General features: G+C 38.6%; 14 protein-coding genes. 5 read left to right on the plus strand and 9 right to left on the minus strand.

Annotated elements, in window-relative coordinates; translation table 11 throughout:
* Window positions 1-3: 3 nt before the first annotated feature.
* The 4 genes from miaA to BM107_RS09995 form a co-directional block, all read right to left on the minus strand.
* Window positions 4-927, minus strand: a complete 924-nt coding sequence (gene miaA, locus BM107_RS09980; protein ID WP_090982787.1) for a tRNA (adenosine(37)-N6)-dimethylallyltransferase MiaA — start codon at window positions 925-927, stop codon at window positions 4-6.
* A gap of 74 nt (window positions 928-1,001) precedes the next feature.
* A complete protein-coding gene (locus BM107_RS09985; protein WP_090982789.1) occupies window positions 1,002-1,649 on the minus strand; it encodes an IS1096 element passenger TnpR family protein in 648 nt (215 codons plus the stop codon).
* Window positions 1,650-1,748: 99 nt separating this feature from the next.
* On the minus strand, window positions 1,749-3,155 hold the full coding sequence (locus tag BM107_RS09990; RefSeq protein WP_090982791.1) for a CCA tRNA nucleotidyltransferase: 1,407 nt from the start codon (window positions 3,153-3,155) through the stop codon (window positions 1,749-1,751).
* Window positions 3,156-3,273: 118 nt separating this feature from the next.
* Window positions 3,274-3,840: an L-threonylcarbamoyladenylate synthase gene (locus tag BM107_RS09995; protein ID WP_090982793.1), complete on the minus strand. Its 567-nt coding sequence runs from the start codon at window positions 3,838-3,840 to the stop codon at window positions 3,274-3,276.
* Window positions 3,841-4,174: 334 nt separating this feature from the next.
* On the opposite strand from BM107_RS09995, the gene BM107_RS10000 reads away from it, so the two are divergent.
* Window positions 4,175-4,726: a DUF4136 domain-containing protein gene (locus tag BM107_RS10000; RefSeq protein ID WP_090982795.1), complete on the plus strand. Its 552-nt coding sequence runs from the start codon at window positions 4,175-4,177 to the stop codon at window positions 4,724-4,726.
* 178 nt (window positions 4,727-4,904) lie between these two features.
* Window positions 4,905-5,459 (plus strand): DUF4136 domain-containing protein, encoded by a 555-nt coding sequence (locus BM107_RS10005; protein ID WP_159435219.1) that lies wholly within the window; start codon window positions 4,905-4,907, stop codon window positions 5,457-5,459.
* A gap of 275 nt (window positions 5,460-5,734) precedes the next feature.
* Here the strand turns inward: BM107_RS10005 and BM107_RS10010 are convergent, their stop codons facing one another.
* Window positions 5,735-6,934: a glycosyltransferase family 4 protein gene (locus tag BM107_RS10010; RefSeq protein WP_090982799.1), complete on the minus strand. Its 1,200-nt coding sequence runs from the start codon at window positions 6,932-6,934 to the stop codon at window positions 5,735-5,737.
* A gap of 15 nt (window positions 6,935-6,949) precedes the next feature.
* Window positions 6,950-7,768 carry a 2,3,4,5-tetrahydropyridine-2,6-dicarboxylate N-succinyltransferase gene (locus BM107_RS10015; RefSeq protein WP_186462435.1) on the minus strand — a complete coding sequence of 273 codons (819 nt, stop codon included), beginning with the start codon at window positions 7,766-7,768 and terminating at the stop codon, window positions 6,950-6,952.
* Between the two features lie 184 nt (window positions 7,769-7,952).
* Here BM107_RS10015 and BM107_RS10020 point away from each other — a divergent pair, with 184 nt between their 5' ends.
* Window positions 7,953-8,351, plus strand: coding sequence for an RNA-binding S4 domain-containing protein (locus BM107_RS10020; RefSeq protein ID WP_090982803.1), 399 nt, complete (start codon window positions 7,953-7,955; stop codon window positions 8,349-8,351).
* Here the strand turns inward: BM107_RS10020 and BM107_RS10025 are convergent, their stop codons facing one another.
* The gene (locus BM107_RS10025; RefSeq protein ID WP_090982805.1) at window positions 8,352-9,125 is read right to left on the minus strand and encodes an EcsC family protein; all 774 of its coding nucleotides are present in this window, start codon (window positions 9,123-9,125) and stop codon (window positions 8,352-8,354) included.
* 110 nt (window positions 9,126-9,235) lie between these two features.
* Here BM107_RS10025 and BM107_RS10030 point away from each other — a divergent pair, with 110 nt between their 5' ends.
* Entirely contained in the window at window positions 9,236-11,158 is a 1,923-nt protein-coding gene (locus BM107_RS10030) for a redoxin domain-containing protein (protein ID WP_090982807.1), read from the plus strand.
* A 47-nt stretch (window positions 11,159-11,205) separates the two neighbouring features.
* Here the strand turns inward: BM107_RS10030 and BM107_RS10035 are convergent, their stop codons facing one another.
* Together BM107_RS10035 and BM107_RS10040 are read right to left on the minus strand one after the other, a co-directional pair.
* Complete coding sequence (locus tag BM107_RS10035; RefSeq protein ID WP_090982887.1) at window positions 11,206-11,682, minus strand: nucleoside deaminase; 477 nt, start codon at window positions 11,680-11,682, stop codon at window positions 11,206-11,208.
* A 102-nt stretch (window positions 11,683-11,784) separates the two neighbouring features.
* Window positions 11,785-12,384, minus strand: a complete 600-nt coding sequence (locus BM107_RS10040) for an OmpH/Skp family outer membrane protein (RefSeq protein WP_090982809.1) — start codon at window positions 12,382-12,384, stop codon at window positions 11,785-11,787.
* A 649-nt stretch (window positions 12,385-13,033) separates the two neighbouring features.
* Between BM107_RS10040 and gyrB the strand changes: the two genes are divergently transcribed.
* A complete protein-coding gene (gene gyrB, locus BM107_RS10045; RefSeq protein ID WP_090982812.1) occupies window positions 13,034-14,992 on the plus strand; it encodes a DNA topoisomerase (ATP-hydrolyzing) subunit B in 1,959 nt (652 codons plus the stop codon).
* Window positions 14,993-15,229: the final 237 nt, after the last annotated feature.

The following is a 15,229-nucleotide window of genomic DNA, read 5'->3' on the forward strand; positions in this document are numbered from 1 at the left end:
TTTTTATTTGCAGGTTATTTTGTTCTCTGCAAAGTCGATAATTTGTTTACTTTGGTCAGGTTCAAACCAATTAACTTCTTCGTCTCTTCTAAACCAGGTTAGCTGGCGTTTGGCAAAGCGCCGGGTATTTTGTTTAATGGCAGCAACGGCATCCTTAAGGTCAATTTTGCCGTCCAGGTAATCGAAAAGCTCACTATAACCTACCGTATTTAAAGCATTGTATTTTCTAAATGGGATGAGCAATTTTACTTCCTCTACTAAGCCATCAGCCATCATCTGATCAACTCTTCTGTTAATCCGATCATAAAGAACAGCGCGATCGGTATTTAATCCAATCTTGATGATACTAAACGGTCTTTCCTTTTTGGTTGCCGAAAGCATTGAAGAAAGCTTTTGACCTGTTGATAAATATACTTCCAAACCTCTGATCATTCTTTGTGGATTTTGCTGATCTACTTTGGCAAAGTATTCAGGATCCAGTTCGGCCAGTTGATTTTGGATAACACTTAAACCTTCTTCTTCGAATTGTTTATTTAATTTTTCCCTGATCGATAAATCGATATCGGGCATGTCATCTAAACCATTTATCAATGCATTTACATATAACCCTGAGCCTCCAACCATAATCGCTACATCATGTTTCCTGAAAATTTCATCCAGCTTCTTTAGCCCTTCAACTTCAAAATCGCCGGTACTGAATAATTGCGATACTGAATGTGAATCAATAAAATGATGCTTTGCCGCTGCTAATTCAGCTGCACTGGGTTTTGCGGTTCCTATTGCCATTTCCCTAAAAAACTGCCTAGAATCTGCAGAGACAATTTCTGTTCCAAAATGTTGAGCCAGTTGAATAGCCAAAGCCGTTTTGCCTATGGCAGTAGGGCCAACTACGGATATTAAAGTTTTTGTTTTCGGGGCTTGAGGCATGAAGATTGGTATAAAATAAAAGCTGCCAAATTTAAATATTTGGCAGCTTTTTGCATTTATTATTTTGTTGCTAATTAATAGTCATCTTTATGGCTATCATCTTCGAACTGATCGTCATCAGAAAATTCATCTCCAAATTCGTCGTCTTCACTCTCTTCATCTTCTTCCCGTTCTTCCTCGTTAATACCCATATCGCCCATGGCTTCTAATTCGTCGGTATCTTCAGGTACAAAGTTCATTTCGTTTAAGAAATCAAATTCACCTGCAGTCGCAGCAGCTCCCCGGGGATCAACAGCCTGCGGACTATTCTGCTCCATAATTTTTGGTGCTTCACCAACGCTTTTGGCTAAAAATGGATATTCGATATTCGGATCGGCGTCAAGTATGATTTTTACAAGCTCTACGTGGAAATCGTAAGGGCGGTCGAAATTATAGATATAGTAAAACTTTTGATGTGGATCTTCAATGAAACCGCTCAATTTGGAATTTTCCATTAAAACTACACGGTCTTTTTTTCGTTCGTTTGGTAAATAGGCAATTTCATCGCCTTTTAGCCAATTATCGGTACTTACATAAAAAGATGAAGGCTTTTCGGCATTATAACCTGTCGATCTGTGGATAGCTTTATGCAGATCTTCAAATGTTTGGTTTGATTTAATGTCGATCTCTCTCACAACATCATCAAAATCTTCGAAAGTAATTCTAAATTTATAAATAGCCATTATTTTATTTTGGAATCGTAAAAATAAAGTTAATTTATAACTGCCGCAAGCATGGAGCGTCTTAAAAGACACCGTATTTAGATTGTTACGGCAATCAAATTATTTATTAACAGGATATAATCCCATTTGTTTTGCCTGATTAAGCATAAAATTAAACGCTTCCTGATAATCATTTGTAATCTCACCTTCCAATATGGCCTCACGAATGGCGTTTTTAATCAGGCCGACTTCTTTGCCTGCATCAAGGCCAAAAGTTTCCATGATGTCGTTGCCGGTAATTGGTGGTTGCCAGTTTCTGATTTTATCACGTTCTTCAACATCCCTGAGCTTTTGCTTTACCAGTTCAAAGTTGTTTCGGTATTTTGTTTTCTTATATTCGTTTTTGGTGGTCACATCGGCATTGCAGAGCAACATCAGGCTTTCAATTTCTTCTCCGGCATCAAAAAGCAATCGCCTTACAGCAGAATCTGTAACCGTTTCCTGTGCAAGCACAATTGGGCGTAAATGAAGTTGCACCAGTTTTTGCACATACTTCATCTTTTCGTTTAAAGGAAGTTTCAGCTGTGCGAAAATTTTCGGAACCATGCGCGCACCCCTGTCTTCATGGCCGTGGAATGTCCAGCCGTGGCCTTCTTCAAAACGTTTGGTAGCCGGTTTGGCAATATCATGTAAAATAGCCGCCCAACGTAGCCATAAATCATCCGTATCCGCGCATATGTTATCCAATACCTCAAGTGTATGATAAAAGTTGTCTTTATGCCCCTTTCCTTTAATAATTTCCACGCCATGAAGTTGTGCCATCTGGGGGAAAATGATATGCAATAATCCGGTATCGAAAAGATATTTAAAGCCTACAGATGGCTTTTTGGAAAGAATGATTTTATTCATCTCATCCGTAATCCGCTCTTTTGATACAATACTAATGCGCTGTTTTTGTGTTTTTATGGCATGTAGCGCAGTCTGATCAATATCAAAATTAAGTTGTGAAGCGAAACGTATGGCCCGCATCATGCGCAAAGGATCGTCAGAAAAGGTTATTTCCGGGTCGAGTGGTGTACGGATCAGCTTATTTTCGAGATCTTTGGTACCGTCAAAGGGATCCAGTAATTCACCAAAACGATCAGCATTTAAATTAATTGCCAAAGCATTGATGGTGAAATCTCTGCGGAGCTGGTCGTCTGCTAAAGTACCATCTTCAACAATAGGTTTGCGCGAATCAGAACGATAAGATTCTTTCCGGGCGCCCACAAACTCGATTTCTAAATCCTGAAATTTGATGTTTGCCGTACCGAAATTTTTAAAAACAGCCACCTTGGTGTTCAGTTTTCTACCTACAGCTTCAGCATAGGCTATTCCGCTGCCCACAACAACCACATCAATATCTTTTGAAGGGCGATCTAAAAATAAATCGCGAACAAAGCCACCGATTACATATGCTTCGGTTTGATGCTTATCGGCAATTTGTGATAAGGTTTTAAATATTGGATGTTGTAGGTGTTGCTGCATAAAATGATTTCGTCATGCTGATCCGATAGCTAACTATTGGATTTATTTTAGCATCTATTAAAAAATAACCTGGTGACGAATTACTTAATGATGCGAAATTAATAAAAACTATTGAGGCTTACTTCCTGATAAACTCAAACTGTCCACCTGGAGAAAGTTTCATGATGGTTGATGGTTTTTTGCTGGTCCGGTTTTCCTGTTCAAAATCTACTACATAATCAACGGTATTGATAATTTCAGGATCAATGTCATCGAAGAATTTTGGCGAAGGCTGCCCGCTTAAATTTGCTGAGGTAGATACGATAGGTTTTCTAAAACGCTGGATCAATGGGGTACAAAAATCGTGTTTAACAATTCTGATGCCTACGCTGCCATCGGCATTAATTACATTTTTAGCTAAGTTTTTGGCATTCGAAAAAACAACGGTAAGTGGGTTTTCTGCATATTCGATCAGATCATAAGCCACGTCGGGTATTTCGGCAACATAACTCTGCATTTTACTGTCAGTATCCAATAAGACGATTAAGCTCTTTTCGGCCGGCCGGTTTTTTATTTTCAGTACTTTATCTACCGCTTCCGGATTGGTGGCATCGCAACCTATTCCCCAAATGGTATCGGTAGGATAGAGGATTACCCCGCCCGATTTTAATACTTCTAAAGCTTTGTTAATCTCATCTTTTAACATTCTGCAAAGTTAATCGATAAAGCTTAAGTTAAGTAACGTACTCATAAAAGAATTTTAGCATTATATATTCTTTATTCTATTAACTGATACGCTCGGATCAATAAATCAATTTCTAATTACTGGTTATTAAATGAAGTACATTTTACAATAGGAATGTTTATCCTTAATGATTCAACGATTTCCTGTGGCGTCATATGTTCCTATCTGGCACTTATCATACTGATAAAGTGATGTTATGATCGTAACATATTCTTTATCGTTCATTTAGCTGAACTGATGTGTTTTACGCCAATAAACCCGTATTTTAGTAATAGGTTATTAAATAAAACATAAAATGAAACACACACTTAAATGGGGTATGCTGTTTACTATTGTAATGGCATTTACCGGTTGTATTTCTGTGCTTACGGCATCAGATTACGACAAAAAGATCGATTTTTCGAAGTTAAAATCATTTGCTTACTATGAAAAAGGCATTGAACATTTAGAATTAAACAACCTGGACAAGCCCAGGATGTTAGATGCCATCGAAGCCACTATGGCAAAAAAAGGGTTTGGCAAAGCTGGCCGACCGGATTTTTTGGTTAATGTAGTAGTTTTAAGCAGCATTAATGCGAGGGCAGATTGGGGTTACAGCGGAGGTGGTTATCAATGGGATGCAGCCTCATTGTCGTATCAATGGAGAGATTCGCAATTCGGACCGCTTAACAGCAACAAACCATATCAAACGGGGACTATTATCATCGATTTTTTGAATCCGGAAACCAAGGCAATTATGTGGCACGGGGTAGGTTCAGGCTTTAATATGGATGATTATAACGATAGAGAAAACAGGATAAATCTTGCTGTTAAACAGATCTTGTCACAATATCCTCCAATTTATTGATCTGATCCATTTAATCCAATTGTAAAATATTTAGTCTGAGTGATATAAGGTCAAAACATAATCAAATAGAAATCGTTTTATAGATAAAAATCTGATTGTAAAAAAATGTTAAATGATTTTATTTGGTTTGCAAGATCGTTATATTTATGTCAGGTTATTTATACAAGAAACGCACAAAATGAAAACAGCACAAAAATTATTAATGCTTTTTACAGTGGTATTGGCATTAGCAGGGTGTACAACACTCCGCACCGCATCAGATTATGATAAAGATGTTGATTTAAGGGGTTATAAAACTTACAATTTTTACGATAAAGGTATTGCCAGGATTAAGCTCAACAATTTAGATAAGCGCAGGTTGATGGCGGCGGTTGAATCTGAAATGAATGCGAAAGGCTTCACAAAATCGGATCGTCCGGATATGCTGGTTAATCTGGTAGTGGTTGCCCGCGAAAAAACCGATGTGTATGGCCCGGGTTACTACGGTGGCTGGGGATGGGGCTGGCGCGGCGGTTGGGGAAATCCTTTCTGGGGCGGTGGTACCTATGTGAACCAGTATATTGACGGTACCATTATTATCGATTTTCTGGATCCGGCCAAAAAGATTTTATTCTGGCACGGACAGGGATCAGGTTTTAACCTTGATAACTTTAATAAAAGAGAACAACGTTTGTATACTGGCGTGAAAGAAATCTTAGCACAATATCCATCGAACGGTGTAACTGCAAAATAAGCAGTAGAAATTAACTATAACAAGAGGGCTGTTGAATTTTAAATAATTCCAGCCCTTTTGCCTTTGTACAGTCAGTTCCAATTTAAACCTGACATTCGCGGAAAGCCCGGAATCCGATTGTTCATCGGATGAGGACTTGTAGCATTGGCAGGACTAACGTTTATAGTAGCAGTATCGTTGCTTTTCAAATATAAAAGCCAAATTTCTGTAATTAACCTAAATTACGGCACATTACACGTTATAACAAGGGAATGTTGGCATAATGGAATAGCCTTTTAAAGAGATAGATAACAATTCATCAATTGCTGTGTAACCACAGAACTATTGAATTTTTGAACAAATTCCAACCCCTTTTCTTTCATTTCTTTTTGAAGTTGAGGATTTTCTATAATTTGATTAATGGCTTTTGCTAATCCTGTTGCATCATTTGGCGAAACATACAGACTATTGGGACCACCCGCTTCTTCCAGGCATGAGCCTGTTGCTGCAACAACTGGAACACCAGAGTAAAGGGCCTCAATAATTGGGATACCAAAACCTTCGTAAAAAGAAGGGTAAACAAAAACGTTGGCCATTTGGTAGATACCAGGCAAGTCGGTAAAAGGAATGTTTTTTAAAAATAAGACACGGTTTTTCAGACCTAGTTTTTCTATTTCTTTCTCAATGCTGTTAAAATAGGCAGTTTGTTTCCCTATCACTACCAATTTATATTCTTCATTAACTTCTTTTAAAGCCTGGACAACCAGTTTTAGATTTTTACGCTCTTCAATGGTGCCAACATTCAGCAGGTATTTATCGGGTAGTTTATAGGTTGCCTTAATCCTGCTTAATTTTTCTTTTGGAAACGCTGTTTTAAAACTATCATCGCAGCTCTGGTAAATCACTTCAATCTTTTCAGGGTTAATCCCGTACAGATTGATAATATCTTCCTTTGTTTTTTCGCTGATGGCGATAATTTTATCGGCGCGTTTGCATGCAGATTTACTTTTCCATTCGTATAATTTCCGGTCGATCAATTTATAATACTGTGGAAAGCGAAGAAAAATTAAATCATGTATGGTTACGATGGATTTAATCCTGGTGTGCTGGATGGCCAATGGAATTTCATGACTAAGACCATGAAAAATCTGGCATTCGTCTTGGGTTAAATCTTTTAGAATATTTAACGCCCGCCATAAAAAAGGCCCGCTTTTAGGAAGCTTTAATTTGATGTTTTCCTTTTCAAAAAAAGCATCTATCTGTCTGGCGGATTTTACTTTTGGTGCATAAACCAAATACTCGTGTTCAGGAAACTGATCCGCAAGATGCTCAATTAAAGAACGGCTGTAATTACCAAGTCCGGTTAAGTTATTGGCAGCACGCTTGCCGTCAAACCCTATTTTAAGCTTAAAGTTTAAAGCCGAAAGACCAAAGCTTGATTGATCAAGTTCAGTACTATCGGCCTTTTGATTTTTAGTTTCGCTTTCAGCTTTCACCTTTTTGCTTTCAGCTTAAACCGCTACATTATTTTCTCTCAACGCATCGTTAAGTGAAGTTTTCTTATCTGTACTTTCTTTACGTTTACCGATAATTAAAGCACAGGGAACCTGAAATTCGCCAGCTGGGAATTTTTTAGTATAACTTCCTGGTATTACCACTGAACGAGCCGGAACAATACCTTTATATTCAACAGGGGTTGGGCCGGTAACATCAATAATTTTGGTCGATGCTGTTAAAACCACATTGGCACCAAGAACGGCTTCTCTTTCTACTTTAACACCTTCTACAACAATAGCCCTTGAGCCTAAAAAGGCATCATCTTCAATAATAACGGGAGCAGCTTGTACAGGCTCTAAAACACCACCAATACCTACACCACCACTTAAATGTACACGTTTACCAATTTGTGCGCAAGAACCCACGGTAGCCCAGGTATCAACCATGGTACCTTCGTCAACATAAGCGCCAATATTTACATACGATGGCATCATGATTACACCTTTTGCCAAAAACGAACCATAACGTGCGCTTGCCATAGGCACCACACGAACACCAGTTGTTTTGTAATCGGTTTTTAATTCCATTTTATCATGGTAAACAAACGGACCGCTTTTAATTTCCTTCATTTCGCGGATCGGGAAATATAAAATTACTGCCTTTTTTACCCATTCATTAATGCCCCAAGAATTTAAAACTGGTTCAGCTACACGGATTTCGCCCTTATCTAAACCTTGAATTACCGTTTCAATGGCTTCGCAATAGTTGCTATATTGTAAAAGTGTTCTGTCTTCCCAAGCGGCTTCAATTAATTTCTTTAAATCTGAATACATGATGTTTTTTAATTTTACGCAAAATAAATCAATTTTTGTTTATTAAAGGGTTTATTGTATAAATTGTTTTGTTCCTGGGTTAACTGGTTGATTATTTCAATCGGTTAACTGTTGAAAGCCGTATCTACAATTAATCGATTAAGCAGTTTATACAGTTAACCTAATTACGTATTTTTGTATTTTTATGACAGAGACAGAAAAACTTCGGATAGATAAATATTTATGGGCAATCAGGCTGTTTAAAACAAGGAGCCTGGCTACCGATGCCTGTAAAGCGGGTAGGGTGAAACTCAAGGGGCAGAATATTAAACCCTCGGCTATTGTGAAAGTTGGCGACGTTTACCAGGTTTCAAAAGGCATTGAGAAAAAAATTATAGAGGTGGTTGAACTCTCGTATAACAGAACAGATTCGCCAACCGCCTTAACCAAATATAAAGATCTTACTCCGCCAGAAGAAACGCATGCTTTTAAATCAGCTTTTCATGCACCAACACTTAAACGCGATCGGGGAACAGGACGTCCAACTAAGAAAGACAGAAGGGAAACAGATGATTTATTGGATGGGATGTTTGATGAAGAGTAGTTAGTTTCCAGTTTTCAGTTTACGGTTTTCAGTTTCTTCTGAACTGGAAATTGCGTACTGCAAACTGAAATACCTCATTCTGTAACTCATCATGGCTGTCTTACCTAATTTCTCAATTAATTTATAATTGGCAATAGCGCCAACCGCTGCGCCCACAAAAGGGAGCATCTGGGCCAGTTTAGCCAGATCGATGTAATCACGATACTGTTGCTGAAAAGTGAGCCAGTCAAATTCATCAATATTGGTCGGCAATAAATGCGCTTGTTCATCCCAGGACAGCATTTTTCTGAAAACATGCTGACTTTCTTCTTTACTTGAAAAGGCCAGTTGAAAGATGTGTAGAATATATAAACGTTCGCGGTAATCTTTAACATCATATCCGTAAACTGCCGCTATATCGAAAAGCATTTTCATTTTGATGCCCAATAACAACGGGAAATCAGCCAGGCTCATTAAAAAACCACCCGCACCTGTAATTCCACCTTCTGCAGCCCCTGTTTTTTTATAATTTTCGACCTTTTGCTTAATTAATGCTTCCCGGTGCATCAAAGTCAAATCGGTAATGGGTTTCGAAGTGGTAAAGGTAGAACCAAAAAGTACCGCCTTAACCATTTGTTTTATGGCTGAGGTTATGGCATCATGAACCTTATCGGGTATATAGCTGTTTATTTTCTTTTGAACTTTATCAGTCACCTTGTTTAATAGTGAAGGTTGTTGCAAAGTTTTAAACTTCCAGAAATCCAGTTCACTCTTTATTTTTTGTTCGTAGGTCATGATTATGTTCACACAATAATTATTCCTTAAAATTTAACAAAAAATAACTAGGAAAAATGGCGAATAAACTATATATTTAGTTTATCTAATTAAAACCTAATCCTTTCATTATGAAAACCTTAAAATTGTTCTGTTTACTGGTGTTGGCTGCGGGAGCGGTTAATGCTCAGGGGGTAAAATTTTCTGCTGTTCAACCAGCTGCAGGAAGTACCGTTAAATTTACCTACGATCCAAAAGGAACTAACCTGGAAAACCTGGCCGATGTAAAATGTACCGGTTATACTTTTTTTAGTACAACTAATCCAAAAAGTAAGAAAGTTGAACTGGTAAAAGAAGGGACGGTTTACAAAGGGGAGATTTCAACTCCGGATAGCGTTACTGTGGTTGGCCTTTCCTTTTCTGTTGGCGACCAGAAAGATGAAGCGCCGGCCGGTTACGTCATTGAATTTACCAAGGGTGGAAAAGTACCTGCTGAGGCGTATCTTAACGAAGCCTTTTTATATGGATTAGCCGGAAATTATTATCTGGGACTTACCATTGATCCTGAAAAGGCAGTATCATTATACAATCAGGCATTTGCGCTAAAGCCAGGGTTGAAAAAGAAAAACCTGCAGCAATACCTTTCGCTAGAGTATAAAGCAGATAAAGATAAGGGAACAAAGCTCATCAACGAGAACATTTCGGCGTTGTCTAAACTAAAAGAACCTAAAGAAGAAGATTTGAGCACTGTAATCGGACTATATTCGCTGCTAAAGAAGAAAACACAGGCCGATTCAGTTAAAGGGATTGTGCTCAAGAAATATCCAAACGGGAACTATGCCTGGAATGATGGAATGAATACACTTTACGGTACAAAAGATTTTGCTGTGCAAATAAAGAAAGCGGAAGAACTGATAGCAGGATTTAAACTCGATCAAAACAAAAAGGCTGATGTGGGCAAACTAAATGCTGTTTATGGCATGATGGCAAATAGCGCGGTAAAAGCCAAAGATCTGGATAAGTTTCAATATTATGCGGGTAAAGTAACTGATAAAATGACAAGGGCAAGTCTCTATAATAATTTTGCCTGGCCAGCTGCCGAAAAAAAGGAAAATATAGATTTAGCCTTAAAGCTTTCCAGGCAATCGCTCGATCTTATAGAAGCATCAAGAAGTGATGAGCTGCCAAAATATTACAATACTAAAGAAGATTATCTCAAATATTTAGATGGTGCTTATGGCATGTATGCTGATACCTATGCATTATTGCTTTATCATCAGGGCAAATTTAAGGAAGCATTGGCTGCACAGGAAAAAGCTTTACCGATGTATGCTAGTGTTCCGCCAGATGTTTCTGAGCGTTATGTTACCTACCTGATTAAAGATGGGCAGAACAATAAAGCCTATACAGAGGCGGAAAAACTCATCAAAGATGGTAAAGCAACCGATTCGTTAAAAGCTGATTTTAAGAGGCTTTACACCACTTTAAAGAAAGAAGGTACTTACGAAACGTATATCGCCAGTCTGGAAAAAGCAGCTTTAGAAAAAGAAAGAGCGGAGTGGACCAAAAAAATGATCAATATCCCTGCACCCGCATTTTCACTGATGAATTTAAAAGGTGAAAAGGTTAGCCTGGCCAGCTTAAAAGGTAAAATAGTGATTTTGGATTACTGGGCAACCTGGTGTGGCCCATGTGTAGCTTCTTTTCCCGGTATGCAAAAAGCCATGGCGAAATATTCAGCCAACCCCAATGTGGTATTCCTGTTTGTAAACACCTGGCAAAATGAGGATAACAGGGAGAAAGTGGTTACCGATTTTATTGCTGAAAAGAAATACAATTTTAATGTGCTTTACGATACCAAAAACGCTAAAGATCCCTCAAAATTCGATGTTGTAAGTGCTTATAAGGTGGATGGAATCCCTACTAAATTTGTGATAGACGGCGATGGTAACATCAGGTTTAAAGCCGTGGGTTTCTCAGGAACTGATGATGGTGTAATGAAAGAGATAGATGCTATGGTGGGGTTATTGGCTTCTAAAGAATCGGGTAAATAAACTTCAGTTTACAACAAAGGTGCTGAGTGATCGGCACCTTTCGTAGTTTAATAATTAATCCGCATCTGCGATGTTTCCCATAGCTTAAATGCCGACAACGCTTCATCGCGCATCAACTGGATTACAGGCAGGCTTCTGTTTTCCATTGGTTTGTCAAGCTCATCATAAATGAATTTGTCGCTAAAACCAATATGCTCAGCATCTGATTTGGTATTTGCGTAATATATGGTATCAATTTTTGCCCAGTAAATAGCCCCCAAACACATCGGACAAGGCTCGCAGCTGGTGTAGATTACACATCCACTTAAATCGAAAGTATTTAATTCGGTACAGGCCAGTCTGATGGCCGAAACCTCTGCATGTGCCGTCGGATCGTTGGTTAAAGTAACCTTGTTAGCTGATTTAGCAATGAGTTGTCCATCTTTTACCACTACCGCGCCAAATGGTCCGCCAATGCACTCGCTTACATTTTGTACCGATAGGTCGATGGCCATCTGCATGTATTCCTGATGTTGTTTTTCCATATTTATTTTATTTGGGTAAATGGTTTCGGTGCTGATTTTCAATGTAACACAAAAAAAATGCCCCGATTTTGTCGGGGCATCCAGTTTTCAATGTCTTTTGGTTTATTTTTTACTGTATTCTGCATTTAAGCCTTTAATTACTTCTGAAGTCACATCTAAACTTTCATCGGCAAATAAGATGGCACTGTTACCTTTTGAGTAAGTTAAAACCATTTTATAACCTTTTTCTTTAGCATAACCTTTCAGATAATCAGCTACTTTATCGTAAAGTTTTTCATTTTCGGCAGCCTGCTCATTCTGTAAAGCGCCACCAGCGTTTTGTTGGTAAGTTTGAAGCTCTTGTTGTTTACGTGCCAAACGTTCTTCAGTACTTTTGCGTTGATCGGCTGATAATGTTTGTGCCGATTGCTGGTATTGTGCTACCTCTCTCTGAAAAGCCTGACCTTTTGCCTGGATATCTGCCTGAGCACTTTTGCTTTTCCCTTCAAATTTTACTTTAAGATCTTTGAAGTATTCATATTTTGTAAGTAACGAGTCGGAGTTTACAAACACAATTTTCTCAGTTGCAGAAACCGGTGCAGTAGTACCCTCTGTTTTTTTAGGTTCAGTAGTTTTAGTGTCTTTGTTCTGACATGCAGAGAAAGCAGTTATCAAAGTTGCAGTTGCAAGTAAACCAAAGGTTTTAAAGGTTCTTCTTTCCATTCTTGTTTAATAAATTTTAGCAAACTTATATAAATTAGTTTTGATATGCAATTTAAAGAAAAGCCTATTGTCATCGAAAGGTGTTTTACGTTTGGCGCGGAGCATCAAGCGTTAATTTTACGCGTTGCTAAGCACCTTGCCGGCCGCTCAAACCAGATAGCGATGATTTGAAAAGCAATACCTTTTTTTCAAACGGTTGTTTGCCCTGCTGTCCGCTTTATTGCATGCCCGCTTCCATCAGGTTTAGGTGGCGCAGCATATGCTGCTATTGGGGTTGTATGTTGCGTGGCAAATTGGCAATAGCAAATAATCCTAAGGAAAGAAAACACCAATTGACTATTGACTACTTACGAATCGCCCCTTACGGGATGTTTTTTCTCAAAATGAAGCTTCTATATTGCGGATGATGCCCGAAAGAAAAATAAATGTTCTTTACCGGCTTTAAGCCCAAACGGAATGGGGGTAAAACCGGGGTCAATAGAAGTAGAGAGACAACCCTGCTGGTAATACAGGATTTACATTTCAAATCCCTGTTAATTCAATGAAAGAGGCTTTTGCATCAATCTCTTAACAGCCCAAAAATTATCCACATATTAGTTTAAGTGGCAAAATTTCCGTATTTTTGATACTTATTGTTTTTAATTAAAATATGAGCGAAGAACAGGATTTAAAGTCAAATTATTCGGCAGATAATATACAGGTTTTAGAAGGTTTGGAAGCGGTGCGTAAGCGCCCTTCGATGTATATAGGTGATACTGGTGTAAAGGGTTTGCACCACTTGGTTTATGAGGTTGTAGATAACTCTATTGATGAGGCTTTAGCCGGTCATGCAGATACCATTGACGTTCGCATTTTAGAAGGCAACTCCATCAGGGTTGAAGATAATGGACGTGGTATTCCGACGGGAATTAATAAAAAAGAAAATAAATCGGCGCTTGAAATCGTAATGACGGTTTTGCACGCAGGTGGTAAATTTGATAAAGATACTTACAAAGTATCCGGAGGTTTGCATGGTGTAGGGGTAAGTTGTGTTAATGCCTTGTCTACAGATTTAAAAGCAGAAGTACACCGCGAAGGTAAAATCTGGATGCAAGAGTATAAAATTGGTGTTCCGCAGTATGATGTTAAAGAAGTTGGAAATACAGACAAACGTGGTACGATTGTAACATTTACCCCTGATCCTACCATTTTTACCCAAACTACCGAATACAAATATGATACTTTGGCTGGCCGTTTGCGCGAGTTATCTTTTCTAAATAAAGGGATTAAATTAACGCTTACTGATGAACGTGAGAAACTGGATGATGGTTCTTATTTTTCTGAAACTTTCCATTCTGAAGGTGGTTTAAAAGAGTTTGTAGCTTTTTTGGATGATACCCGTACTTCTATTCTGGCTGAGCCTATTTATATCGAAGGAATTAAAAATGGTGTTCCTGTTGAGCTGGCTTTCCAGTACAATGACAGTTATGCAGAGAATGTTCACTCTTACGTAAATAACATTAATACCCACGAAGGCGGTACACATATTGCCGGTTTCCGTAGGGGATTAACCCGTACTTTAAAAACCTATGCTGATAAGGAAGGTTTATTAAAGAACGTAAAAATGGAAATCACCGGTGATGACTTTAGGGAAGGTTTAACCGCGGTTGTTTCGGTAAAAGTACAGGAGCCACAATTTGAAGGACAGACCAAAACCAAACTCGGAAACAGTGAGGTGATGGGATCGGTTGATGTTGCGGTAGGAGAGGCTTTAGGTAATTATCTGGAAGAGAACCCTAAAGAAGCCAAAATGATTATCAATAAGGTAATCTTAGCGGCTACTGCACGTGCTGCAGCCCGTAAAGCACGAGAAATGGTGCAACGTAAAAGCGTAATGGGCGGTTCTGGCTTACCTGGTAAACTAGCCGATTGCTCAGATAGTGATCCCGAAAGATGTGAAATTTTCTTGGTTGAGGGAGATTCTGCGGGTGGTACTGCTAAACAAGGTCGTGATCGTAATATTCAAGCGATTTTACCTTTAAAAGGTAAGATTCTGAATGTGGAGAAAGCAATGGAGCATAAGATCTATGAAAACGACGAGATCAAAAATATGTTTACCGCTATTGGGGTAAGTATCGGTACACCAGAGGATAATAAAGCTTTAAATTTAACCAAACTCCGTTACCATAAAATTGTAATCATGACGGATGCTGATATCGACGGGTCGCACATTACCACGTTGATTTTAACATTCTTCTATCGTTATATGCGTGCCCTGATTGAGGCCGGATATGTTTACATTGCATCTCCACCACTTTATCAGGTTAAAAAAGGTAAAGATTTTGAATACTGCTGGAATGATGCACAACGTGATGCCGCTGTACAGCGTTTAAAAGGTGCAGGTAAAGAAGATAGTGTGCACATACAACGTTATAAAGGTTTGGGTGAAATGAACGCTGAGCAACTTTGGGATACCACCCTAAATCCTGCTACACGTACCTTAATGCAGGCCACCATCGAAAGTGCAGCGGAATGCGATCATACTTTCTCGATGTTAATGGGCGATGAAGTTGCACCACGCAGGGATTTTATTGAGCGTAATGCGAAATATGCAAAAATTGATGCTTAATCCTTAGATCCCCTTCAGGGGACTTTAATATACAAACCCTCTTCAAGTCAAAGCTTGGGAGGGTTTTTTCTTAGCGGGATTATCGGAGGCGTCAGTTGTTTCCAGCTGAGGCTGGAGGCATAGTACTGTAAAATGATATCAGCTAAAACTGCCGCAAATTTTCTTATCAATTAAGGGTGTGTCAGTTAATGTTTGATTATACTACAAAAAAACAAAGCCATTCATTTTTTGAATGGC

The organism is Pedobacter suwonensis (assembly GCF_900111825.1).
Taxonomy (GTDB): domain Bacteria; phylum Bacteroidota; class Bacteroidia; order Sphingobacteriales; family Sphingobacteriaceae; genus Pedobacter; species Pedobacter suwonensis.